Genomic DNA, 23,751 nt, shown 5'->3' on the forward strand with positions numbered 1-23,751 from the left:
CTCCCTCCCCCCCTTTTATCGCCGGGCTGAATCAGGAGACACAGAGATGAGCAAGAACAAGGTCCTGAGCGCTTCCCTTCTCGCCCTGCTGGCCGGCGCCAGCGCCTTCGGCGCCAGTGCCGCGGAAGACAAGGGCTTCTACGCCGGTGCCGGTGTCGGCCAATCGTTCGTCGACGAGCGCGGCTATGACGATGAAGACACCGCCTTCTCGGTGTTCGGCGGCTACCAGTTCAACCGCTACTTCGCCGTCGAAGGCGCCTACACCGACTTCGGCAAGATCGAGCCGGAAGCGCTGGGCAGCGACCTGGAAGCGGACGCGGCGTCCATCACCGCCGTCGGCATCGTGCCGATCACCGACAAGTTCTCGGCCTACGCCAAGGCGGGCTTCAGCCGCTGGAACCTCGACACCGAACTGCCCGCCGTAACCGGCACACGGGACGACAGCGGCACTGATCCGACCTACGGCCTCGGCGTGCAGTACCGCATCAATGACGCCGTCTCGCTGCGTGGCGAATACAACCGCTTCGAAGTCGAGGACATCGACCTGGACGTGGCCCAGTTGCAGGTACGTTACAGCTTCTGATGCTTCGCCCACCGGCTGCCACGTCTCGGCAGCCGGTGGGCGGCTTCATCCAGCCGCCTATACTCGGGACATACGCCACGCGAGCTCCCGAATGTCTTCACCCGCCACCGCGGTACTGGACGCCACGCGCGCCCCCGCCAGCCTGTCGCGCTCCGTCTCGAACACACTGAAGGGATCGGCAGGCAATCTCGTCGAGTGGTATGACGTCTACGTCTACTCGGTGTTCGCCACGTACTTCGAAGCGAAGTTCTTCCGCCCCGGGGACAAGAACGCCACCCTGTTGATCTGGGCGATCTTCGCGGTGACCTTCCTGATGCGCCCGATCGGCGCGTGGTGGTTCGGCCGCTTCGCCGATCGCTATGGTCGCCGCCTCGCGCTGACCGTTTCGATCACCCTCATGGCGGCCTGTTCGTTCGCCATCGCAATCACGCCGTCCGTCGACAGCATTGGCGCAGCCGCGCCGACGATCCTGCTGCTCGCCCGGCTGGTACAGGGGTTTGCCACCGGCGGCGAATACGGCACCAGCGCCACCTACATGTCCGAGGCGGCCATCCGCGGGCACCGTGGGTTCCTCTCGTCATTCCACTATGTGACCCTGGTCGGCGGCCACGTGCTGGCGCAGGCGCTGTTGTTGGCGATGCTGCTGGGCCTTCAAACACACCAGATCGCGGATTGGGGGTGGCGCGTCGCCTTCGGTATCGGCGGCCTCGGGGCGCTGGTGGTGTGGTGGGTACGCCGCACCATGGACGAATCACTGACCAGCGAGGCGATCGCCCGCGCCCGTGCGGGCGGCGCTCGCGCGTCCGGGTCGCTGCGCGAGTTGTTCGTCCATCAGTGGCGACCGCTGCTGTTGTGCTTCCTGATCACCGCAGGCGGCACGGTCGCGTTCTACACCTATTCGGTCAACGGGCCGAAGATCATCCAGGGGATGTTCGCCGGCGGCGACGCCATCACCGGCACCCGCATCAACCTGGCCGCGCTCACCCTGCTGATGCTGCTCCAGCCGCTGGGCGGGTGGCTGTCCGACCGCGTGGGCCGGAAGTCGCTGCTGGTGTTCTTCGGCGTGGGCGGCGTGCTCTACACCTGGGTGCTGCTGCTGTGGCTGCCGATGCAGACCAACGCGACCGTCGCATTCGCCACCCTCGCCCTGGGCTTCGTCATCCTCACCGGCTACACGTCGATCAATGCGGTGGTGAAGGCCGAGCTGTTTCCCACCCACGTCCGTGCGCTTGGCGTCGGCCTGGGCTATGCGCTGGCGAATTCCGCCTTCGGCGGCACCGCGCCCCTGCTCTACCAGGCCAGCCTGCGCAGCGGCCATGTCCCCGGCTTCGTGGTTTACGTCACGGGGATCATCGCGGTTTCGCTGGTGGTATACGTGTTCTTCCTGCGCAACAAGGCCGAGACGTGGCTGGATCGCGATGAACGCCCCGCCCAGCAGGCGAGCGTTGCCCACCCGTGATGCAACAGCGGCGCCTGCGCCGCGCTTCTCCGACTCAAAAAACGAACGGGCCGCTTGCGCGGCCCGTGTCGTAATTCGTGTCACCCACTTCCGTTCGAAGTGGCGTCCCCACGGGGATTCGAACCCCGGTCGCTACCGTGAAAGGGTAATGTCCTAGGCCTCTAGACGATGGGGACGTCGTGGAAATCGAGTCACGCGATTTCCGTAAAAGTGGTGGAGCCAGGCGGGATCGAACCGCCGACCTCCTGCATGCCATGCAGGCGCTCTCCCAGCTGAGCTATGGCCCCACGAGGCTGGAAAGGCGCGCATCTTATCGAGCCTTTTCCACTTCGTCAAAGAAAATCTTCACGAAGTTTTCCGGGTGTTTCATAAACAAGCAGGGCCACCTTTCGGCAGCCCTGCTTGATGAATAGTGGCGTCCCCACGGGGATTCGAACCCCGGTCGCTACCGTGAAAGGGTAATGTCCTAGGCCTCTAGACGATGGGGACGCGGAGTACAGCTTTGGCCTGTTTTACAGCTACTTCCAGCAACCAGTGGTGGAGCCAGGCGGGATCGAACCGCCGACCTCCTGCATGCCATGCAGGCGCTCTCCCAGCTGAGCTATGGCCCCACAGGGCTGGAAAGACCGCTACTTTAGGGTCAGTTCCGCAGTCCGTCAAGCGGATTTTGAAACCGCGGTTACAGCAGGACGCAACTCCTGCACGGTCGCCATGCCATGGCCCTGCTGTGCCAGGTAATCCAGCCATTTCCCGAGGAATGTGTTGATCCGGAAGCGGTAGCCAAACACCGCATCCGGAGGCGGATTCATGCCGATCACGTCCTGCCAGCGCCGCCCCACGTAGCAGTGGGTGACTTCCACCTGTTGCGCGTCGTGGTAGACCCGCACGTGGGCCGACGGGTCGGGCTCACCCGTCACCGGGTCCAGCATCGCGTACGACAGGCGCAATTCGGTGGTGTAGCGGTGCTGCTCGATCACCTCGAGGTGCAGCTCCAGTCCGTCTCCGGCCATCGACACGTAATGCCCGGGCGCCAGCGCACGCATGTCGAACAGGCCGACGAGCTTGGCGTGGTTTTCCGCGTACAGCCCCATCAGCCAGCCGAGGCGGCTCAGCCGGGGGAAACGCGTATGGCGGCGGGAAAGCACTGCATTCATGGCGTCGATGCTACACGGCGATTTGCCCGCGCGGCAGCGTTGACGCGGACGCCCGTCAAGCCTACGTTGGGAAAGCGTCCGGGCGCTTTTTCCCGCCCTGCCCCGCCGTCAGAACATCACGCGCGAAATGCCCAGCGTGGTCATCACCTTGCTGGCGATTTCCTCGATCGACGTATTGGTCGTGCTCAGCGTGGGGATCCGCTCGGCCCGGAACATCTTCTCCGCTGCCGCCACCTCGCGCCTGCAGGTGTCCAGCTGCGCGTAGCGCGAGTTGGGCCGCCGCTCCTGCCGGATCTGCTGCAGGCGGACCGGGTCGATGCTCAGGCCGAACAGCTTGCGCCGGTGCGGGCGCAGGCGCGCCGGCAGGTTGTCGTGCTCCAGGTCTTCCTCGGTCAGCGGGTAGTTTGCCGCGCGGATGCCGTACTGCAGCGCCAGGTACACGCAGGTGGGCGTCTTGCCCGCCCGCGAGACGGCCACCAGGATCACATCCGCCCCGTCGTAGTCCACCGACATGCCGTCGTCGTGGGTCAGCGCGAAGTTCATCGCGTTGATGCGGCGGTGGTACTGGTCGAAGTCGACGATGGCGTGGGCCTGGCCGATCCGGTGCTCGCGGGTCTCGCCCAGCTCACGCTCCAGCGGGCCAATGAACGGCTCGAAGACGTCCAGCATCAATGCCCCGCTCTCGGCCAGGGCGGCGCCCACATTGGCGTCCATGCAGGAATTGATGACGATGGGGCGGGTGCCGTGGGTCAGCGCCGCCGCCCGAATCCGCGCGGCGGCCATTTCGGCCCGTTCCACGCTGTCCACGAACGAAATGCGGATGCTTTCGAACCGGGTGTTGGTGAATTGGGTCAGTAGGCTGTGGCCGATGGTCTCCGCCGTGATGCCCGTTCCGTCCGAAACGTAGAAAACCGCCCGCGTGCCTGGCATCCCCTGCTCCAACCAAAATCGACCCAAAAGGCCGTGTCAATACGAAAAGCCTCACCGGATCAACCTTGTACGGGTCCGGCACGCCTGCGATCATATTAGCTTCTGTGCGCCCGGACATATCCGGACACCCCGCCCCACGGAGATCGCCCGTTTGAACGAGAACATCCTCTGGCTGCACGAGTTGCGCCTGTCCGACCTTGCCCGCGTCGGCGGCAAGAACTCCTCGCTCGGCGAGATGATCGGCAACCTGGCCAACCTCGGCGTCTCCGTCCCGGGCGGCTTCGCGACCACGGCGGAGGCCTTCAAGGCCTTCATCGCCCACAACAACCTGCACCAGCGCATCTACGACAAGCTGGCCACGCTGGACGTCGAAGACGTGCCCGCGCTGACCGCAGCCGGTGCCGAAATCCGCGGCTGGGTCATCGACGCCCCGCTGCAGCCGGACCTGGACGCCGACATCCGCAAGGCCTACGTGCAGCTGTGCGCCGAGAACGGCGGTGGTGACGTGGCCGTGGCCGTGCGCTCCTCGGCCACCGCCGAGGACCTGCCGGACGCCTCGTTCGCCGGCCAGCAGGAAACCTTCCTCAACGTGACCGGCGCCGACGACGTCGTGCACAAGGTCAAGGAGGTCTTCGCCAGCCTGTACAACGACCGCGCCATCGCCTACCGAGTGCACCATGGCTTCAAGCACGAGGACGTTTTCCTGTCGGCCGGCGTGCAGCTGATGGTGCGCTCCAACGTCGGCGCGTCCGGCGTGCTGTTCACCCTGGACACCGAGTCCGGCTTCCGCGACGTCGTGTTCGTTACCTCCAGCTTCGGCTTGGGCGAGATGGTCGTGCAGGGCGCGGTCAACCCCGACGAGTTCTACGTCTACAAGCCCACCCTGCAGCAGGGCAAGCACGCCATCCTGCGCCGCTCCATCGGCGCCAAACAGTTGCGCATGGTGTATTCGGACAAGCCCGGCGAGCGCGTCAAGATCGAGGACACGCCGGCTGAACTGCGCAACAGCTTCTCCATCTCCGACGAGGACGTGCAGGAGCTGGCAAAGCAGGCGCTGGTCATCGAGCAGCACTACGGCCGTCCGATGGACGTGGAATGGGCCAAGGATGGTGTCAGCGGCAAGCTGTTCATCGTGCAGGCCCGTCCGGAGACCGTGAAGTCACGCGCCCACGCCACGCAGATCGAGCGCTACCAGCTCGGCCAGCGCGGTGAAGTGGTGTGCGAAGGCCGCGCCATTGGCCACAAGATCGGCACCGGCGTGGCGCGCGTGGTGCGCTCGCTGGATGACATGGCCCGCGTGCAGCCGGGCGACGTGCTGGTCGCCGACATGACCGACCCGGACTGGGAGCCGGTGATGAAGCGCTCGGCCGCCATCGTCACCAACCGCGGTGGCCGCACCTGCCACGCGGCCATCATCGCCCGCGAGCTGGGCGTGCCGGCCGTGGTGGGCACCGGCAACGCGCTGGATACCATTGTCGATGGCCAGCCCATCACCGTGAGCTGCGCCGAAGGCGACACCGGCTTCATCTACGCCGGCACGCTGCCCTTCGAGCGTTTCGTCACCGACCTGGAGAGCATGCCGGAAGCCCCGCTCAAGGTGATGATGAACGTTGCCAATCCCGAGCGTGCCTTCGACTTCGCCATGCTGCCCAACGCGGGCGTGGGCCTGGCGCGCCTGGAAATGATCATCGCCAGCCACATTGGCCTGCACCCCAAGGCCTTGCTGGAGTACGACCAGCAGGACGCCGAGACCAAGCGCAAGATCGATGAGCGGATCGCCGGCTACGGCAACCCGGTCGACTTCTATGTCGACCGCCTCGCGGAAGGCATCGCCACCATCACCGCTTCGTTCGCGCCGAACCCGGTGATCGTGCGCCTGTCGGATTTCAAGTCCAACGAGTACGCCAACCTCATCGGCGGCAGCCGTTACGAGCCGCACGAAGAGAACCCGATGATCGGCTTCCGTGGCGCCAGCCGCTATGTGGACCCGTCGTTCGCCGACTGCTTCGCGCTGGAATGCCGCGCGGTGAAGAAGGTCCGCGAGCAGATGGGCCTGACCAACTGCTGGGTCATGATCCCGTTCGTGCGCACGCTGGACGAAGGCCGCAAGGTCATCGAGGTACTGGAAGCCAACGGCCTGAAGAAGGGCGAAGGCGGCCTGAAGGTCATCATGATGTGCGAGGTCCCGTCCAACGCCCTGCTGGCCGACGAGTTCCTCGACATCTTCGACGGATTCTCCATCGGCTCCAACGACCTGACCCAGCTCACCCTGGGCCTGGACCGCGATTCGGGCATCGTCGCCAAGCTGTTCGACGAGCGCGACCCGGCGGTGAAGAAGATGCTGTCGATGGCCATCTCGGCCGCCAAGGCCAAGGGCAAGTACATCGGTATCTGCGGACAGGGTCCGAGCGATCACCCGGACCTGGCCGTGTGGCTCATGGAACAGGGCATCGAGTCGGTGTCGCTGAACCCGGACACCGTCGTCGATACCTGGCTGCGCTTGGCCAAGGCCAAGAACGGCGGCTGACCGGATGGCGTTGGAGGCTGAGGTACAGAAGTCGCTGCAGAAGCTGGAAGGCATCAACTTCCTGGCCGAAGCCGAACGCTGGGGCCTGAAACTGCTGGGCGCCGTGCTGATCCTGCTGCTGGGGATCTGGCTGGCCAAGCGCCTGTCGAAGGGACTGGACCGCGCCTTCGAGCGCGCCAACATGGAAGCCACCCTGCGTGGCTTCCTGCGCAACATCGCCTATGCCGCGATGCTCGTCATCGTGGTGGTGGCCGCACTGCAATCGCTGGGCGTGCCGACCACCTCGGTCATGGCGGTGCTGGGTGCGGCCGGTCTGGCGATTGGTTTGGCGCTGAAGGATTCGCTGTCCAACATCGCCTCGGGCGTCATGCTGATCATGCAGCGCCCGTTCCACGTCGGCGACATGGTGCAGGCCGCGGGCATCGAAGGCACGATCGAGCAGGTCCGCGTGTTCCAGACGCGGATGCGCACGGTCGACAATCGCAGCGTCATCATCCCCAACAGCCTCATCACCACCGCGCCGATCATCAACTTCACGGCCAACACCAAGCGCCGCGTCGACATCAAGGTGGGCGTGGGCTATGAGGACGACCTGCGCGTGGCACGCGAAACGCTGCTGGAATTGGCCGACGAGCACCCCAAGCTGCTCAAGGAGCCAAAGCCTGAGGTGCTGGTGCTGAACTTGTCGGAAAGCAGCGTGGACCTGGAACTCCGCGCCTGGGTGCCCACCGAGGATCTCGTCCGCGTACGCAGTGACCTGACCCAGGGCATCCGCGACCGGATCATCGCCAAGGGGCTGAACATCCCCTACCCGCAACGGGACCTGCACGTGTACCACCACGACGACGATGGCCGCCCGCTGGCCGATTTGCTGGCGCGTTCCGTGGCGGATGACGGGGATCTTCCGCCCAAGGCCTGACGGCTACAGCGGGGCCATGCTCAGAAAGTGACTCGTTCCGCCAGTGCGGCTGGCGGAACGATACGTGTCGCGATGGCGGCTTGGTGAGCACGCCTCGAAACCGCACATTCTCCGTGCTGATATTCCCCACCTTGGGCAGCGCGGTCTGGATCGCGCTGCATCGCGCCCGTCTGATGCCATGCGCCATACAACGCTGTTCATGCTTGCCGCGATTGGCGGCACTTCCTTTGCCGCACAGGCTGCGTCACCGGCCTGCACCGACCCCACAGCTCTCCAGCTGTCCCCTCCCATCGTCAGCGTGCGGGTCGATAACGACCTGTTCGCCAACCAGGACCAGGGCTACACCAGTGGCGTGCAACTGACGCTGGTGTCGCCCAACCTGGCCGACTACACCGACGACCCGTGCCTGCCGCGTCCAGCGCGGCTGTTGAACCGCTATCTGGACATCGTGCAGCCGGAAGGTTTCGACCAGCAGAACATGATCGTCCGGGTGACGCAGGGCATCTTCACCCCAAGCGATCCGACTCGAACCGACCTGGTGGTGGAAGACCGGCCCTATGCCGGGCTGCTGTACGTCACCTTCGGCTACAACGCCCGCAAGGGCGATGTGCTGCGCACCACCCTGCTGGGATTGGGAATGATGGGCCCCAGTTCGCATGCCCGGCAGGCGCAGAGTGCCATCCACGATCTCACCGGCTCGGAGCACTTCCAGGGCTGGGAGCATCAGTTGGACGACGAGCCGATCTTTGGCATCCGCCACGAGCGCTCGTACCGCGTGAATGCGCGCAACTGGGGGGACAGCGGGTATGGGCACGACGCGATCACCCACTGGGGCGCGGCCTTCGGCAATGCGATGACCCGCGTGAATTCAGGATTCGAAGTGCGTCTGGGTCGGCATCTACCCGATGACTTCGGCTCCAGTCCGGTACGACCGGCTGGCGACAACACTGCACCGCCCAGTGACGGACGTGTTACCCCCGGCTGGACCTGGCACGCGTTCCTGGCTTTCGACGCCTATTGGGCCATCTACGATGCCACCTTGGATGGCAATGCCTTCCAGCACAGCCACAGTGTCGACAAACGGCCGTTCGTGGCGGAAAGCGCCATCGGTTTCGCGCTCACCCATCGCCGCTGGAAGCTGGCGTTTGCCCGCTACTTCCGCACGCGCGAGTTCGATGGGCAGCATGAGCGACCGGCGTTTGGCAGTTTTACCGTGAGTCGCCTCTTCTAATGACCGGCTGGCATCACCCCAGCCAAGAGGATGCGGCGGATGACACCCGCCATCAGTCGCCCTGCCCTTTGCATGGGTAACTCCCGGGCAGTTAACTCAGCCCCGAAGGCCGCCCAACTGCCCCATCGCAGACCGGTAATGACGCAACTCGGCAATCGAGTCGTGGATGTCAGCCAATGCGGTGTGCTTGCCGGCCTTCTGCACGCCCGCCAGCACGGACGGCGCCCAGCGGCGCGCCAGCTCCTTGACCGTGCTGACGTCCAGGTTGCGGTAGTGGAAGTACTGCTCCAGCTTCGGCATGCAGCGATACAGGAACCGACGATCCTGGCAGATGGAATTGCCGCAGATCGGCGACGCCTTGGCGGGCACCCACTCGGCAAGGAAGGCCAAGGTCCGCGCCTCGGCATCCTCCATGGCAACGCCCTCCTCCAGCACGCGCTGCCACAGGCCCGACTTGGTGTGCTGGTTGCGGTTCCAGTCGTCCATGGCCTGCAGCCGTTCCAGCGGGTGGGCAATGGCGAACACCGGCCCCTCAGCCAACACGGTGAGGTCGCCGTCGGTTACCACCGTCGCAATCTCTATGATCGAATCGCGATCGGTGTCCAGACCCGTCATTTCCAGGTCGATCCAGATCAGGCGGTGTTCGTTCGGCGAAGTGGCCACGTGTACTCGCGATACGTGAAGGGACGGCGCATCATATCGCAGAGCCTCTTTCATCGACGGAGCGAACCTTGGACCTGTCCATCTTCGGCGAACACGCCATCCTGACCGCCATGCTGGCACCGGCCTTGTTGATGGCCGCGACCGGCTCGCTGCTGATCTCGGCCAATACGCGCCTGGCCCGCGTCGTCGACCGGCTGCGAGCGCTGATCAAGGAATGGAAGGACGATGCCCCGGATCGCGAGCAGCGCGATCGCCAGATTCGCCGCCACCGCATCCGCGCACACCTCGTACTGCGCACCTGCCAGATGCTGTACCTGGCGCTCGGCGCATTCGTCGGCACCAGCCTGGGCCTGGCGGCTGACACGCTGTTCAACTTCAAGTTGGGGATGGTGCCTACCGCACTCGCGGTGATCGGTGTGCTTTGCCTGCTGGTCGCCAGCACCCTGATGTGGCGCGAAGTGAGCCTGGCGGTGACCAGTTTCGACGATGAGCTCGACCAGGAACTGGCGCGCCGCCGCAACTGAGGTGGATCAGACCAAGGGGCGCCCGCGCTTGGCGCGGAAATAATTGGTCAATCGCGTCCCGGCCTCATTGGCCAGGACGCCGCCGACGACCTCCACCCGATGGTTGTGCCGCGGGTCGGAAAGCAGATCGAAAACACTACCCGCGGCCCCGGTCTTGGGGTCCGATGCGCCAAACACCACTCGTGCGATACGGGCGTGGATCATCGCCATCGCGCACATCGCGCACGGCTCCAACGTCACGTAGAGGGTGGCCCCGAGCAGACGATGATTGCCTACGCGCTTGCCCGCCTGCCGCATCGCGACGATCTCGGCGTGGGCCGTCGGGTCCTGCTCGGTGATGTTGCGGTTCCAACCCTCGCCCAGAACTTGTCCGTCGGCAGACACCAGCACGGCACCGACAGGGATTTCGTCATCCTCGCGCTGGGCCCGCTCGCCCAGCGTCAACGCATGGCGCATCCAGCGCTCATCGATGTCCGTCTGCGGTGATGTTTCCGGCGTGCTCATGGGCGACCGGACTCACTCCCACTCGATCGTGGCCGGCGGCTTGCCGCTGATGTCGTACACGACGCGCGACACGCCGCGCAGCTCATTGATGATGCGGTTGGACACCGTGCCCAGGAACTCGTACGGCAGGTGCGCCCAGTGCGCGGTCATGAAGTCGATGGTCTCCACCGCACGGAGCGCGATCACCCACTCGTACGCGCGGGCATCGCCCACCACGCCCACAGACTTGACCGGCAGGAAGACGGCGAAGGCTTGGCTGGTCTTGTCGTACAGATCGGCCTTCCGCAACTCGTCGATGAAGATGTGGTCGGCCTTGGCCAGCAGCTCGGCGTACTCGGGCTTGACCTCTCCCAGGATGCGCACGCCCAGGCCCGGGCCCGGGAACGGGTGGCGGTAGACCATCTCGCGCGGCAGGCCGAGCTCGACGCCCAGGCGTCGCACCTCGTCCTTGAACAGCTCGCGCAGCGGCTCCACCAGCTTGAGCTTCATGTCCTCCGGCAGGCCGCCCACGTTGTGGTGGCTCTTGATCACGTGTGCCTTGCCGGTCTTGCTGCCGGCCGACTCGATCACGTCCGGGTAGATCGTGCCCTGCGCCAGCCACTTGGCATTGCTGAGCTTGTTCGACTCCTCGTCGAAGATCTCGACGAACAGGTTGCCGATGATCTTGCGCTTGGCTTCCGGGTCGTTGACGCCTTCCAGCGCCTTGAAGTAGCGGTCGGCGGCGTTGACGCGCACGACCTTGACGCCCATGTGCTCGGCGAACATCGCCATGACCTGGTCGCCTTCGTTCCAGCGCAGCAGCCCGGTGTCGACGAACACGCAGGTCAGTTGCGTGCCGATGGCCTTGTGCAACAGCGCCGCGACGACCGAAGAGTCCACGCCGCCGGAGAGGCCGAGGATGACTTCATCGGAGCCGACCTGCTCGCGCACGCGGGCGATCTGGTCGTCGATGATGTTGGCCGCGGTCCACAGCGTCTTGCACCCGCAGATGTCGGCGACGAAACGGCGCAGCAGCGCGCTGCCCTGCTTGGTGTGGGTTACTTCGGGGTGGAACTGCACGCCGTACCAGCGCTTCTCCTCAAGCGCCATGGCGGCGACAGGAATGCGGTCGGTGGTGGCGGTGATGGTCCAGCCCGCCGGCGCCTTGGAAACGTGGTCGCCGTGGCTCATCCACACGTCGATGCGCGGTTCGCCATCATGGTCACTCAGGCCACCCAGCAGCGCGTCGTGCGCAACCAGCTGCACCTCGGCGTGCCCGAACTCGCGCTGGTCGGCGGCTTCGGTAGCACCGCCCAGCTGCGCGGCCAAGGTCTGCATGCCGTAGCAGATGCCCAGTATCGGCAACCCGCTGTCGAACACCTGCTGCGGCGCGACGGGCGCGCCCGGCAGCGTGGTCGACTCGGGACCGCCCGACAGGATGATGCCCTTGGCTCCGAACTTGGCGATGTCCTCCGGGTCGTGGTCCCACGCCCAGATCTCGCAATACACGCCTATCTCGCGGATGCGGCGGGCGATCAGCTGGGTGTACTGCGCGCCGAAGTCGAGGATGAGGATCTTGTCGCTGTGGATGTCGGTCATGGGGGCCGTGTCTTTCGTAAGCGTGCGGCATGGGCCGCGATATCGGTTGCCAGAAACGAAGAAGGGAAACGCTGGCGTCTCCCTTCTTCTATCGCCTTATCCGGCGCGGTAGTTCGGCGGTTCCTTGGTGATCTGCACGTCGTGCACGTGGCTCTCGCGCGAACCGGCGTTGGTCACCCGGACGAAGCTGGGCTTCTTGCGCATGTCCTCGATGGTCGCGCAGCCCACGTAGCCCATCGTGGCACGCAGGCCACCGGCGAGCTGGTGCACCACGCCGCCTAGCGAGCCGCGGTACGGCACGCGGCCCTCGATGCCTTCCGGTACCAGCTTGTCGGCATCGGACGCGTCCTGGAAGTAGCGGTCCTTGGAGCCCTGCTCCATCGCGCCCAGCGAGCCCATGCCACGGTAGCTCTTGTAGCTGCGGCCCTGGAACAGTTCAATCTCGCCCGGGCTTTCCTCGGTGCCGGCGAACAGGCCGCCAATCATCACCGTGGACGCGCCCGCCACGATCGCCTTGCCGATGTCGCCCGAGTAGCGGATGCCGCCATCGGCGATCAGCGGAATGCGGTCCTGCAGCGCCTCGGCCACCATCGACACCGCGGTGATCTGCGGCACGCCGACGCCGGCAACGATGCGCGTGGTGCAGATCGAGCCCGGGCCGACGCCCACCTTCACTGCATCCGCACCGTGGTCCATCAGGGCCAGCGCTGCATCGCCGGTGACGATGTTGCCGCCAATGACCTGCAACTGCGGGAAATTCTTCTTGACCCACTTCACGCGGTCCAGCACGCCCTGGCTGTGGCCGTGCGCGGTGTCGACCACCACCACGTCCACGCCCGCCGCTGCCAGCGCTTCGATGCGGGCTTCGGTGTCACCACCCACGCCCACCGCGGCGCCGACCAGCAGGCGTTCGCTGCTGTCGTAGGCGGCGTTGGGGTTGTCGGACTTCTTCTGGATGTCCTTGACGGTGATCAGCCCCTTCAGCTCAAAACCGTCGTTGACCACAAGCACCTTCTCGATGCGGTGCTTGTGCAGCAGGCCCAGCACCTCCTCATCCGATGCGCCTTCGCGCACCGTGACCAGACGGTCCTTCTTGGTCATGATGTGGCGGACCGGATCGTCCAGCTTCTTCTCGAAGCGCATGTCGCGGCTGGTGACGATGCCGACCAGCTGGCCGCCATCCACCACCGGCACGCCGGAGATGTTGCGGGCGCGGGTGAGCTTCAGCACTTCGGCGATGGTGGTCTCGGGACCGACGGTGAACGGCTCCTTGATCACGCCGGCTTCGAATTTCTTGACCGACGCCACCTGCGCGGCCTGCGCCTGCAGGCTCATGTTCTTGTGCAGGATGCTGATGCCGCCCAGCTGCGCCATGGCGATGGCCAGACGGGCTTCGGACACGGTATCCATGGCCGCCGATACGATCGGCAGGCGGATGCTCAGGTCGCGGGTAAGGCGGGTGGCGAGGGAAACGTCCTTGGGCAGGACGGTCGAATGCGCCGGGACGAGCGAGACGTCGTCGAAGGTGAGCGCTTCAGCCTGGATACGCAGCATGGCCGGGTCCGGGGAGGATGAAGCGCGTCATTGTAACTTTTTTTGGGGGGCTGTGGGGCGGGTTGCGGGGTAGTCCGGGCAGTCCCTCCACGGGATTCGCTTGGTGCCCGAACTACCCCACAACCCGCTCCAAACGCGGCTGGGGCTAGGGGAAGAGCGAAAAGCGTGGCGCGCAACGCCGTTCGGGCTGTGTGCCGACCAGGGTCAATTTGCTACGCACGAAACACATTGTTTCGGCAGGGGCCGCCACTTTTCCGGCTGTCCGGAATGGGGAATGGTCGCCAGCTCCCCGAATGCACTTCGAAACGTTGTGCCGCTCAACCGCGGCAGCCGACGGCTCCAGCGACCTGATCTTCGCGGGGACGGCAGTGCCACCGCCTGAGTCAGACTGCCGGGTCGAGGGCTTCGGCCGCTTCCAGGGTGTTCTGCATCAGGGTGGCCACGGTCATCGGGCCCACGCCCCCCGGCACGGGGGTGATCCAGCTGGCGCGCTGGGCGGCTGCGTCGAAACCGACGTCGCCCACCAGGCGGCCGTCGTCCAGGCGGTTGATACCCACGTCGATGACCACTGCGCCCGGCTTGACCCACTCGCCCGGGATCAGGCCGGGGCGGCCCACGGCCACCACCAGGATGTCGGCGCCGCGCACGGCGGCTTCCAGCACTTCAGGCGGAGTGAACTTGTGGCAGCTGGTCACGGTGCAGCCGGCAATCAGCAACTCGAGCGCCATCGGGCGGCCCACGTGGTTGGACACGCCAACGATGGTTGCGCTCTGCCCGCGCACGGGCTTGTCGGTATAGGCCAGCAGCGTGGTGATCCCCCGCGGCGTGCACGGACGCAAGCCGAACTGGCGCAGCGCCAGATGGCCGACGTTTTCCGGATGGAAGCCATCCACGTCCTTGCGCGGATCGATGCGGTGGATCAGCTGCGTGGCGTCGCGACGGTCCGGCAGCGGCAGTTGCACCAGGATGCCGTGCACTTCCGGGTTGGTGTTGAGCCGGTCGATCAGCGCCAGCAGTTCCTCGTCGCTGGTATCGGCCGGCAGGTCGAAGTCGATCGCACGGATACCCACCTTTTCGGCCGCACGACGCTTGTTGCGCACGTACACGGCCGACGCCGGGTCGTTGCCCACCAGCACCACGGCCAGCCCGGGACGCGCCTTGCCGGCCGCGACGCGCGCATCCACCCTCGCCTTGAGGTTGTCGAGCAGATCATCGGCAATGCGCTTGCCGTCAAGGATGCGGGCGGGGGCTTGGGAAGCCGTCATGCGATGGTCCGGGGAACAGGTGCGGCCGCGCATTATCGCATCCCGCGCGGCCATCTGGCCGGACACCCCTGGCCTCCAGGCCTTTCAGTGCGCCGAACAGAAAGCCTGGTAGTCGATGTATCCCGGGAACGGCAGGCCTGCCCGACACACCGGACAGTCCGGGTCAGGAGTCAGGCGTGTCTCGCGGAAGCGCATGGCCAGCGCGTCGAAGTGCAGCAGGCGACCGGTCAATGGCTCGCCAATGCCAAGGAGCAACTTCAGCACTTCGGTGGCCTGCAGCATGCCGATGACGCCCGGCAGCACACCCAGCACCCCGGCTTCGGCGCAGTTGGGCGCCGCCTCAGGCGGAGGGGGCTCGGGGAAGAGGCAGCGGTAGCACGGCGCCACGCCCCGCTGGCGTCCCGCATCGAACACGCTCACCTGCCCTTCGAACCGATGCACCGCGCCATAAACCAGCGGTTTTGCCAGCTTGATGCAGGCGTCGTTGAGCAGGTAGCGCACCGGGAAATTGTCGCCACCGTCGAGCACGACGTCGGCATCGGCAATCAGCGCCTCGACGTTCTGGCTGGTGATGCGCTGGGGCAGCACCTCGACCGCAATGCTGGGGTTGAGGGCGGTCAGTGCGATCCGCGCGGATTCGACCTTGGGCACGCCCACCCGCGCTTCGGTGTGCAGGATCTGCCGTTGCAGGTTGCTGCGGTCGACCATGTCATCGTCGGCCAGCATCAGGTGCCCCACGCCCGCTGCGGCCAGGTAGAACGCCGCGGGTGACCCGAGCCCGCCTGCGCCGACCACCGCCACGCGTGCGGCCTGCAGCTTCCGCTGCCCCGCTTCGCCCACTTCCGGCAGGCGCAGGTGGCGTGAGTAGCGGTCGTAGAAGTCCCGGTCGCCTTCCGGCACGGTGACGGGAAGTCCTTCCGCCATCCAGCGCGCGGTACCGCCCTCGACGGAGACCACCTGGCGGTAGCCCGCCGCCACAAGCACTTCGGCGCAGCGCAGGGAGCGGCTGCCAGCCTGGCAGATCAGCATGACCTCGGCACCGCGGTCGGGCAGTACCCCGATGGGGTCCGTTTCGACCGTGGTACGGCTGACGCACAGGGCGTCCGTAGCATGGCCGGTAGCGTGCTCATGCGGCTCGCGAACGTCCACCAGCAGGACGCCGCGTTGCTGCCGCTGCCGGGCTTCGGCGGGGGTGATCGTCTCGACGCTCATGGCGGCATTATCCGCCTTTACGCCCTTACTTGCCGCGGCGCTTCACGTGGCGGATCAGACGCTTCTTCTTGGCGATCTGGCGCTCGGTCAGCACGTTCTTCTTGCCTTCGTACGGGTTGGTGCCTTCCTTGAAGACAAACTTCACCGGGGTGCCGACCAGCTTGAACCGCTTGCGGAAGAAGTTCTCCAGGTAGCGCTTGTACGAGTCGCTCAGCGTGCGCAGGCGGGTGCCGTGCACGACGAAGGTGGGCGGATTGGTCCCGGCCGGGTGGCAGAAGCGGAGCTTGGCCACGTGCCCGCGCACGACCGGCGGTGGGTTGCTTTCGTAGGCGATTTCCATCGCCTTGGTCGCTTCGCTGGTGCCGAACTCGTGCGTCGCCGACGCATGGGCACGGTGGATGGCCGCGAACAGCTCGCGCAGGCCAGAGCCGTGCTTGGCACTGATGCGCACCGCTTCGGCCCATTCGACAAAGGACAGCTTGCGGATCAACAGCGCCTCGGCCTGCTGGCGCTGGTAGTCGGTCTGCCCATCCCACTTGTTGACGGCGACGACCAGCGCGCGACCGGCGTCCAGGGCGTAGCCCAGCACGCTGGCGTCCTGGTCGGTTACGCCCTCGCCCGCATCCAGCATCACCACGGCCACCTGGCATTGCTCGATGGCCTGCAGGGTCTTGACGATGGAGAACTTCTCCACCGCCTCTTCCACCTTGGACTTGCGGCGCAGGCCGGCGGTGTCGATCAGGCGGTACAGGCGGCCGTCGCGCTCCATGTCGATGGCTACCGAGTCACGGGTGGTGCCCGGCACGTCGGATGCGATCATCCGCTCCTCGCCCAGCAGGCGGTTCACGAGCGTCGACTTGCCCACGTTCGGACGGCCGATGAAGGCCACGCGAATGCGATTGGGGTCGTTGTCCAGCGCCTCGGCGGCGCCCTCTTCCGGCAGCTTGCCCAGCACGCGCTCGATGAGCGTGTCGATGCCTTGGCGGTGCGCGGACGAGGTGGCATGGACCTCGCTGATGCCATAGCGGACGAACTCGCTGATGGCCGCCTGCACGTCGAGGCCGTCGGTCTTGTTGACGATCAACATCGTCGGACGGGCCGCCTTGCGCAGCCATGCCAGGATCTCGTCGTCCAGCGCGGAGGGCCCTTCGCGGCCGTCCACGACGAACAGCACCAGGTCGGCCTCCTCGGCGGCGGCGCGGGCCTGGCGGGTGGTGGCACCGGCCAAGCCCTCACCCTCACCGGCGATGCCGCCGGTATCCACCACCATGAACGGGCGCTGCCCTTCCGGGCGGCAAACGCCGTAGTGACGGTCGCGCGTGACGCCCGGCTGGTCGTGCACAAGCGCGTCCCTGCTGCGGGTCAGCGCGTTGAACAGCGTGGATTTTCCGACGTTGGGACGACCAACGAGCGCGACGAGCGGAAGCATCGAAACCTACCCGATCAAAAACGAAACGACCCCGGTCCCATACAGGACCGGGGCTTGAGGCCGGGCAGACGCCCGGCAGGCCTTACTGGCCGAGGCGGAAAGCGGTCAGTTCGCCGTCCACGTTCTGCGCGACGAGGATACCGTCAACCACCACCGGGGTGGCGCGCAGGGTGGTGCCGCCCATGCGGGCGCGTGCGGCAAACTCGCCGTTGTCCAGGCGCAGCCAGTGCAGGTAGCCATCGTAATCGCCCACCACGGCGTAGTCGCCCTGAACCGCCGGTGCAGTCAGGCTGCGGCGGGCCAGGCCGGGTTGCTGCCACAAGGCGTTACCGCCGGCCTTGTCGAGCGCATAGACGGTGCCATTGGGCGACGAGATCACGAGCCGGTCGGACGCATTGCCCAGCGCCCCGGCACCGCCGTGGTTGCTGGCCCACATCGGGCGACCACTGGGGCCGTCGATGGCGATGGTCTGCTGCTTGTAGCTGGTGGCATAAACGGTGGTGCCATCCAACAGCGGCGATCCGTCAACATCCGCCATGCGGTCCAGCTCGGTGCGGCCATCCTGCTCGGCCACGGCCTGTTCCCACAGTGCGCGGCCGTCAGCCATCGCCAGCGTCGAAATGGTGCCGTCATCGTTGCCTACGAACACCACACCAGGCCCCAGCGTAGGCGCGTCGTTGCCGCGCACCGTCAGCGTGGGCAGGTCGTGATTCCAGAACCAACGCCGTTCGCCCGTGGCGGCATCCAGCGCGGTGACCCGACCATCGTTGGAGCGGATGAACACCAGGCCCTGGCCCACCGCAGGCGGTGCGACCACTTCCGCCGTCACCTTTGCCTGCCACTTTTCCGTTCCGGTGGCGGCGTCGAGCGCGATGACCTCGCCATCCAGCCCGCCGACCACGACCAGCCCGTCGCCCGCACCCGGGCCGCCGGTCAATTCTTTCTTGGTTTCGTGCCTCCACACCAGCTTGCCGGTCTGCAGGTCAAACGCGCGCACACCGCCTTCGACCGCGGCAGCGTAGACGCGGCCGTCGACCACCGCGGGGCGCTGGCCCACGCCCATACGGCCCTCGCCCTTGCCGGCGTTGGCCGACCAGAGCTTGGACACGGCCACGGTCGGGGTGATGTCCGTAAGCGCGAGGGGCTCGTTGGGCTTTTCATCGCCCTTCTTGCCACCGAACCAGCCCTTGACGGTGGAGCAGCCCGCCAGCGCCAGCGCGCAGCCCAGCACCAGCGAAACGCGCACGACGGTCGTCGAGCCGGAGCGGCCCACGTGGGAGTTCGACTTCATCAGGACTTGGCCTCGCTGGGGGTGGGGGCGCCGCCGACTTCGGAGCGCTTCAGCTCGAGCAAGCCGCGCTGCGGCGAGCCCACGGCGAGCTTGGTCAGGGCCTGGTCATAGGCCTCGCGGGCCTTGTCCTGCTGCCCGAGTGCGAGGTGTGCGTCGCCGCGCACTTCAAGGGCTGCAGGCGTGTCGAGCGTGCCGATCAGCTTGAGGGCTTCGTCAGCCTTCTTCGCGTCGATCAGCAGGCGCGCCAGGCGCTCGTTCACCACTTCAGACAGCGCCGCATCGGTGGCCTTGATGCCGCGAAGCGTGGCGATAGCGGCGTCCACCTGATTGGACTCGACCTGCGACTTGGCAAGTTCAAGCGAAGCCAGCGTCGCATAGGCACCTTCGAGCCCCTTGACCTTGGCCGCGGCCTGCTTGTCGCCGCCCTTTGCTGCGTCAACGGCCGCCTGATAGGCATCAGCCTGCTGCAGCTTCTGCTGGAGCTGGTGGTTCTCCCACCACTTCCATCCGCCAATCGCCGCTAGCCCAAGGGCAATTCCGCCAATCAGTGCGCCGCTGTTGCGGCGAAGCCATTCGCGGACGCGTTCACTCTGTTCGTGTTCGTCTAGGAGCTCGTCGATCGCCATGCTGTCTCGCCCCGCCAGCCGGCTGGGGCCCAAGTGGTTTTGAATGACCCGCGTCGCGGGTCAGTCGACCACCGGCGCGAGGGAACCGTCAGAGGATAGCGTAAAGCGCGCCACGTTCGCTCGGCTGAACGCAGCCAGATCAACCGGCTTGCCGGCTTGCAGCACCTGCGCGGCCGAGGAATTGCCCAGCACGACGCGACCCACCTGGCCGGCCTGGTAACTGCGGCGCTCACCACTGGTAAGCAGTCCCTTCTCGAGGGTGCTGCCATTGGCGCCATACACCTGCACCCAACTGTCGCCAGAGAAAACCAGTTCCAGTGCGGGTGCGGCGGCTGCGGCCGGGGGTGTGATCGACGCCATCGACGCGATCACCGGAGTGCGTTGCGCCGGCGTGGACGCTGCGGTCTCGGCCGCGGGTTGTTCAGGGACCGGGTAGTTGTCCAGCGACTTCACCGTGCCGGCTGAGCCGCCCCCCAGGTGCGAGCGGGACGCAAAGATGACCGGGGCGACAATGACCACGGTCAGTGCGATATAGACCGCCCGGCGGCCAGCTTGCTCGGCCATGCGACGCAGCGGGGGCGTATGGGCATGGCTTACAAGTGGCGGCAGTGCGGTGGGAGCAACGTGCCGCTGCTGCAGTTGCGGCTCCAGGTCGACACCCAGCAGGCGCGCATAACTGCGGAGCTGCCCGCGGATGAAGACCTCGGCGCCCAGGGATTCCCAGTTTTCGGCCTCAATGGCCTCAACCACCCGGATCGGCATCTTGCTGCGACTGGATACCGTCTCGATCGAGAGTCCGGCGGCGTTCCGTGCCTGCCTAAGTTGCTCACCACAACCCGTGAAAACATCAGCCACGACGTGCCCCGACAGTTTCATCGCCTGTTGATATCCCCTGAATTAGAGTCCGGCACGGCCGGAAACTCCACCCGTATTTGCTGAACGTACTTGGCCGCGGCGGCCTTGTCGCCCAGTTTTTCCTCAATTTGTGACGCAAGCTCCAAGGCGCGCCGATCCGCAGGGCCTGCAGCGAGACGCCGTTCCGAAAATGCGCGGGCTTCGAAGGCACGCCCCGCCAGGAACTCACGCTCGGCCATCGCCGCCAGCGCCACCACGTTGACCGGATCCACCTCGAGCGCCTGTCGCAGCAATTGTTCCGACTGCCCGGGCATTCCGCCCTTGTCGGCGCAGACGCCCGCGTTCGCCAGTGCCGCGCCAGGCGTTGCATAACCTGGCGCCGCGGCCGCTCGTTCAAACAGCGGCATGGCCTCGACCGCCCGCCCTGCCGAACACAGCCAAGCAGCGTAATTGTTCAACATGACACCTGTGTCAGGGGCCAGGTCGAGGGCGCGACGGTAGTGCTCGCCCGCCTTCGCCGCCTGCCCCCGCCGGTCGGCCACCAGCGCCAGGAGCGTCTGCGCAGGCGCGGAACGAGGATCGATCCGCGCCGCCTTGCGGGCTGAATCGTCAGCAGCCTCCAGATCGCCCGCCAGAAGCGCTTGCTGGCCGCGCTGGACCAGCGCTGTGGAATCAGGCGCCTGGCGGCGCAGCTCGACCTCGTGCGCGGTCCGGTCAAAATCGCGGCGGCGCGGGTCGGGCTTGACGAAATCAAGACGGTTGCAGCCAGCCAGCACCGCCACCACCCCTGTCAGCGCGATCGCGATGCGCGTGACATGGTTGGCGATGCCACGCGGCTCAGGCTGCATCGTCCACGCCCTGAGCCTGGAGTTGCTTGCGGAATTCGGCTTGGCGCCGGGTGCGATCCATGACCTGCCCCTTCAGCTGGCCACAGGCGGCGTCGATATCGTCGCCGCGCGTGCGGCGGACGGGGGCGATCAGTCCGGCCTCGTTGAGCAACTTCTGGAAGCTGCGGATTGCCGTTTCGTCGGGTCGCTCGAAGCGCGTGCCCGGGAACGGATTGAACGGGATCAGGTTGACCTTGGCCGCGTCCTTCATCTGCACCGCGTTGTCGAACTGCCGCATCATCCGCGCCAACGCACGAGCGTGCTGAGGCTGGTCGTTGACCCCCTTCATCAGGGTGTATTCGAAAGTGACGGACGACTTCTTGCCGCGCGCATAACGCACACAGGCGTCCATCAACTGGTCCAGCGGGTACTTCTTGTTGAGCGGCACCAGTTCGGTGCGCAACTCGTCGAACGGTGCGTGCAGCGAGACCGCCAGCGACACGTCGCTCTCGGCGGCCAGGCGATCGATCATCGGCACCATGCCGGCCGTGGACAGCGTGACGCGCTTGTTGGCCAGGCCGTAGCCCAGATCGTCGCGCATGATGCTCATCGCGCGGACGACGTTGTCGAAGTTGGCCAGCGGCTCGCCCATGCCCATCATCACCACGTTGGTGAGTCTGCGCTGCTGGTGCGGCACGTTGCCCAGGTGGCGCGCCGCAACCCACACCTGGCCGATGATCTCGGCGGTGGTCAGGTTGCGATTGAAGCCCTGCGTGGCAGTGGAGCAGAACTGACAGTTGAGCGCGCAGCCCACCTGCGACGACACGCACAGCGTGCCGCGGCCCTTGTCGGGGATGTAGACCGTCTCGATGGCGTTCTTGGGATCCATGCCGAGCAGCCACTTGTGGGTGCCGTCGGTGGAAGCCTTGTCGAAGATCACCTGCGGAACGCGCACTTCTGCGTGCGCCTCGAGCTTGGCGCGCAGCGCCTTGCCCAGGTCGGTCATGTCGGCGAAGTCGGTGACGTAGCGGTGGTGGATCCACTTCATCACCTGGTGCGCGCGGAACTTCTTCTCGCCCAGCGTTTCCTCGAAGAAACGCTCGAGGGAGGCGCGATCCATGTCGAAGAGGTTCTTCTTGCCGGCCGCGGGCGCGGCGGCAGGATCTTCCTTCTTCGAGCCGGTCACGATGTTGCCCGTCACGTCCACCTCGACGGGCGCGGTCGCCTGCGCAGCCGGTGCAACGGGGGCATCGGCAAGCTTGAGGTCGATGGTGGCGCGCGGGGTGGTCATGTCGGTTCCTGCTAGGTGTCGGTCGGCTGGCGAACCAGCCGACCGACGGGTCAATCAACGGGCGTAGACGTCGGTGGCCGGGAAGAAGTACGCGATCTCGATCGCGGCGTTCTCCACGCTGTCCGAACCGTGCACGGCGTTGGCGTCGATGCTGTCGGCGAAGTCGGCGCGGATGGTGCCGGCGGCGGCTTCCTTCGGGTTGGTGGCGCCCATCAGGTCGCGGTTCTTCTGCATGGCGTTCTCGCCCTGCAGGACCTGGATCATCACCGGGCCGGAGATCATGAACTCGACCAGCGCGTTGAAGAACGGACGCTCGCGGTGCACGGCGTAGAAGCCTTCCGCTTCAGCGCGCGAGAGCTGCTTCATCTTGGAAGCGACGACCTTCAGGCCGGCCTTCTCGAAGCGGGTGTAGATCTCGCCGATCACGTTCTTGGCAACGGCATCGGGCTTGATGATGGACAGGGTGCGCTCCAGCGCCATGGGAAGTCTCCGGGTAGGCGGGCCGCTGAACTTGAATGGGTTCGCGCCCGAGGATAACAGAAAAACCCGCGACAAATCGCGGGTTTAGCCAACGAGGCTGAGGTAATTCTAGCGGATTGCGCCGGCAATTTGCAGCCAACGGCGAGGTTTCCATTGACGCCCCGGCCGCGCGGGTCTAGCATCAAACAAGCGTTTGATTCAGGAATGTATGCATGGCCACCTCCGCTCATTTTTCCACCAAGGACCGCATCTTGGGTGCCGCCGAGGAACTCTTCGCCCAATTCGGGTTCACGGGCACTTCCCTCCGGCAGGTGACCAGCCTGGCGGACGTGAACATCGCGGCGGTCAACTACCACTTCGGCAGTAAGGAAAACCTCGTCAACGAGGTTTTCCGTCGACGCATGGACGAGATGAGTGCCAACCGGCTCACAGCGTTGAAGGACGCGCTGGAAAAGCACCCTGGCGAGTTGGAGCCGATCCTGGCGGCCTTCGTGGAGCCCGCTCTGGCCATGGCCCAGGACCGGCACGGTGGCGGCGCCTTCGTCCGCGTGGTGGCCCGCGCCTACGCGGAGAAGAACGACAACCTGCGCAAGTTCCTGTCCGACCACTACGGCCATGTGCTGCGCGACTTCGCCAAGGCCATCGCCACGGCCGTCCCAGGGTTGAGCAAGGAAGAGCTGTACTGGCGCCTGGACTTCCTGGCCGGTGCGCTGACCTACGCCATGGCCGACTTCGGGCTGATCAAGCGCCCCACGGGCGTCTCCGAGGCGGCGCACCGCGAACGCGCCGCCCACGAGTTGATCCGCTTCAGCGCCGCCGGCTTCAAAAGCTGACCCCCACCCAATTCGT

General features: G+C 66.0%; 22 protein-coding genes and 4 tRNA genes. 7 read left to right on the plus strand and 19 right to left on the minus strand.

The features are described 5' to 3' along the window. Positions 1-46: 46 nt before the first annotated feature. Both N800_RS00870 and N800_RS00875 read left to right on the plus strand, forming a co-directional pair. Positions 47-583: an outer membrane beta-barrel protein gene (locus N800_RS00870; RefSeq protein ID WP_036133645.1), complete on the plus strand. Its 537-nt coding sequence runs from the start codon at positions 47-49 to the stop codon at positions 581-583. Between the two features lie 91 nt (positions 584-674). After that, positions 675-2,042, plus strand: a complete 1,368-nt coding sequence (locus N800_RS00875) for an MFS transporter (protein WP_036133649.1) — start codon at positions 675-677, stop codon at positions 2,040-2,042. A 100-nt stretch (positions 2,043-2,142) separates the two neighbouring features. Here N800_RS00875 and N800_RS00880 read toward each other — a convergent pair. The 6 genes from N800_RS00880 to ppsR form a co-directional block, all read right to left on the minus strand. Then, a tRNA-Glu gene (locus N800_RS00880) sits at positions 2,143-2,218 on the minus strand. A gap of 35 nt (positions 2,219-2,253) precedes the next feature. Continuing rightward, a tRNA-Ala gene (locus N800_RS00885) sits at positions 2,254-2,329 on the minus strand. Positions 2,330-2,455: 126 nt separating this feature from the next. Continuing rightward, positions 2,456-2,531, minus strand: a tRNA-Glu gene (locus tag N800_RS00890). Positions 2,532-2,577: 46 nt separating this feature from the next. Then, positions 2,578-2,653: transfer RNA gene (locus tag N800_RS00895), tRNA-Ala, on the minus strand. Between the two features lie 45 nt (positions 2,654-2,698). Next, on the minus strand, positions 2,699-3,196 hold the full coding sequence (locus N800_RS00900; protein ID WP_036133652.1) for a DUF1249 domain-containing protein: 498 nt from the start codon (positions 3,194-3,196) through the stop codon (positions 2,699-2,701). Positions 3,197-3,304: 108 nt separating this feature from the next. Further along, positions 3,305-4,126, minus strand: coding sequence for a posphoenolpyruvate synthetase regulatory kinase/phosphorylase PpsR (gene ppsR, locus N800_RS00905; RefSeq protein ID WP_036133656.1), 822 nt, complete (start codon positions 4,124-4,126; stop codon positions 3,305-3,307). Between the two features lie 151 nt (positions 4,127-4,277). On the opposite strand from ppsR, the gene ppsA reads away from it, so the two are divergent. From ppsA to N800_RS00920, 3 genes are all read left to right on the plus strand, one after another. After that, entirely contained in the window at positions 4,278-6,653 is a 2,376-nt protein-coding gene (gene ppsA, locus N800_RS00910; protein WP_036133659.1) for a phosphoenolpyruvate synthase, read from the plus strand. A gap of 4 nt (positions 6,654-6,657) precedes the next feature. Beyond that, a complete protein-coding gene (locus N800_RS00915; protein WP_052107777.1) occupies positions 6,658-7,572 on the plus strand; it encodes a mechanosensitive ion channel family protein in 915 nt (304 codons plus the stop codon). A 178-nt stretch (positions 7,573-7,750) separates the two neighbouring features. Next, on the plus strand, positions 7,751-8,803 hold the full coding sequence (locus N800_RS00920) for a lipid A deacylase LpxR family protein (protein WP_036133662.1): 1,053 nt from the start codon (positions 7,751-7,753) through the stop codon (positions 8,801-8,803). Positions 8,804-8,899: 96 nt separating this feature from the next. On the opposite strand, the gene orn is transcribed toward N800_RS00920, so the two are convergent. After that, the gene (orn, locus tag N800_RS00925) at positions 8,900-9,466 is read right to left on the minus strand and encodes an oligoribonuclease (protein WP_036133665.1); all 567 of its coding nucleotides are present in this window, start codon (positions 9,464-9,466) and stop codon (positions 8,900-8,902) included. 68 nt (positions 9,467-9,534) lie between these two features. On the opposite strand from orn, the gene N800_RS00930 reads away from it, so the two are divergent. Beyond that, positions 9,535-9,990, plus strand: coding sequence for a DUF2721 domain-containing protein (locus N800_RS00930; RefSeq protein ID WP_052107778.1), 456 nt, complete (start codon positions 9,535-9,537; stop codon positions 9,988-9,990). A gap of 6 nt (positions 9,991-9,996) precedes the next feature. Here N800_RS00930 and tadA read toward each other — a convergent pair whose 3' ends face one another. The 12 genes from tadA to ndk all read right to left on the minus strand — a co-directional run bounded on the left by tadA (position 9,997) and on the right by ndk (position 22,902). Continuing rightward, complete coding sequence (gene tadA, locus N800_RS00935; RefSeq protein ID WP_036133668.1) at positions 9,997-10,494, minus strand: tRNA adenosine(34) deaminase TadA; 498 nt, start codon at positions 10,492-10,494, stop codon at positions 9,997-9,999. Between the two features lie 12 nt (positions 10,495-10,506). Beyond that, positions 10,507-12,072, minus strand: coding sequence for a glutamine-hydrolyzing GMP synthase (gene guaA, locus N800_RS00940; RefSeq protein WP_036133672.1), 1,566 nt, complete (start codon positions 12,070-12,072; stop codon positions 10,507-10,509). A gap of 96 nt (positions 12,073-12,168) precedes the next feature. Further along, positions 12,169-13,626 carry an IMP dehydrogenase gene (guaB, locus tag N800_RS00945; protein ID WP_036133675.1) on the minus strand — a complete coding sequence of 486 codons (1,458 nt, stop codon included), beginning with the start codon at positions 13,624-13,626 and terminating at the stop codon, positions 12,169-12,171. A gap of 383 nt (positions 13,627-14,009) precedes the next feature. After that, positions 14,010-14,891 (minus strand): bifunctional methylenetetrahydrofolate dehydrogenase/methenyltetrahydrofolate cyclohydrolase FolD, encoded by an 882-nt coding sequence (gene folD, locus N800_RS00950; protein WP_036133889.1) that lies wholly within the window; start codon positions 14,889-14,891, stop codon positions 14,010-14,012. A gap of 84 nt (positions 14,892-14,975) precedes the next feature. Next, positions 14,976-16,103, minus strand: a complete 1,128-nt coding sequence (gene moeB / locus N800_RS00955) for a molybdopterin-synthase adenylyltransferase MoeB (RefSeq protein WP_036133677.1) — start codon at positions 16,101-16,103, stop codon at positions 14,976-14,978. Positions 16,104-16,128: 25 nt separating this feature from the next. After that, complete coding sequence (gene der, locus N800_RS00960) at positions 16,129-17,532, minus strand: ribosome biogenesis GTPase Der (protein WP_036133680.1); 1,404 nt, start codon at positions 17,530-17,532, stop codon at positions 16,129-16,131. 82 nt (positions 17,533-17,614) lie between these two features. Next, positions 17,615-18,823: an outer membrane protein assembly factor BamB gene (gene bamB, locus N800_RS00965; protein WP_052107779.1), complete on the minus strand. Its 1,209-nt coding sequence runs from the start codon at positions 18,821-18,823 to the stop codon at positions 17,615-17,617. Continuing rightward, complete coding sequence (locus tag N800_RS00970) at positions 18,823-19,449, minus strand: YfgM family protein (protein ID WP_036133684.1); 627 nt, start codon at positions 19,447-19,449, stop codon at positions 18,823-18,825. The genes bamB and N800_RS00970 overlap by 1 nt, the downstream gene beginning before the upstream one ends. Positions 19,450-19,509: 60 nt before the next feature. After that, positions 19,510-20,304, minus strand: a complete 795-nt coding sequence (locus tag N800_RS00975; protein WP_232227502.1) for a helix-turn-helix domain-containing protein — start codon at positions 20,302-20,304, stop codon at positions 19,510-19,512. A 17-nt stretch (positions 20,305-20,321) separates the two neighbouring features. After that, the gene (pilW, locus tag N800_RS00980) at positions 20,322-21,152 is read right to left on the minus strand and encodes a type IV pilus biogenesis/stability protein PilW (RefSeq protein WP_052107781.1); all 831 of its coding nucleotides are present in this window, start codon (positions 21,150-21,152) and stop codon (positions 20,322-20,324) included. Continuing rightward, a complete protein-coding gene (rlmN, locus tag N800_RS00985; RefSeq protein ID WP_052107789.1) occupies positions 21,142-22,320 on the minus strand; it encodes a dual-specificity RNA methyltransferase RlmN in 1,179 nt (392 codons plus the stop codon). The genes pilW and rlmN overlap by 11 nt, the downstream gene beginning before the upstream one ends. A 156-nt stretch (positions 22,321-22,476) precedes the next feature. Further along, a complete protein-coding gene (gene ndk, locus N800_RS00990; protein ID WP_036133688.1) occupies positions 22,477-22,902 on the minus strand; it encodes a nucleoside-diphosphate kinase in 426 nt (141 codons plus the stop codon). A gap of 212 nt (positions 22,903-23,114) precedes the next feature. Between ndk and N800_RS00995 the strand changes: the two genes are divergently transcribed. Continuing rightward, on the plus strand, positions 23,115-23,735 hold the full coding sequence (locus tag N800_RS00995; RefSeq protein ID WP_036133691.1) for a TetR/AcrR family transcriptional regulator: 621 nt from the start codon (positions 23,115-23,117) through the stop codon (positions 23,733-23,735). Positions 23,736-23,751: the final 16 nt, after the last annotated feature.

This window comes from Lysobacter daejeonensis GH1-9, assembly GCF_000768355.1.
GTDB classification, from domain to species: domain Bacteria; phylum Pseudomonadota; class Gammaproteobacteria; order Xanthomonadales; family Xanthomonadaceae; genus Aerolutibacter; species Aerolutibacter daejeonensis.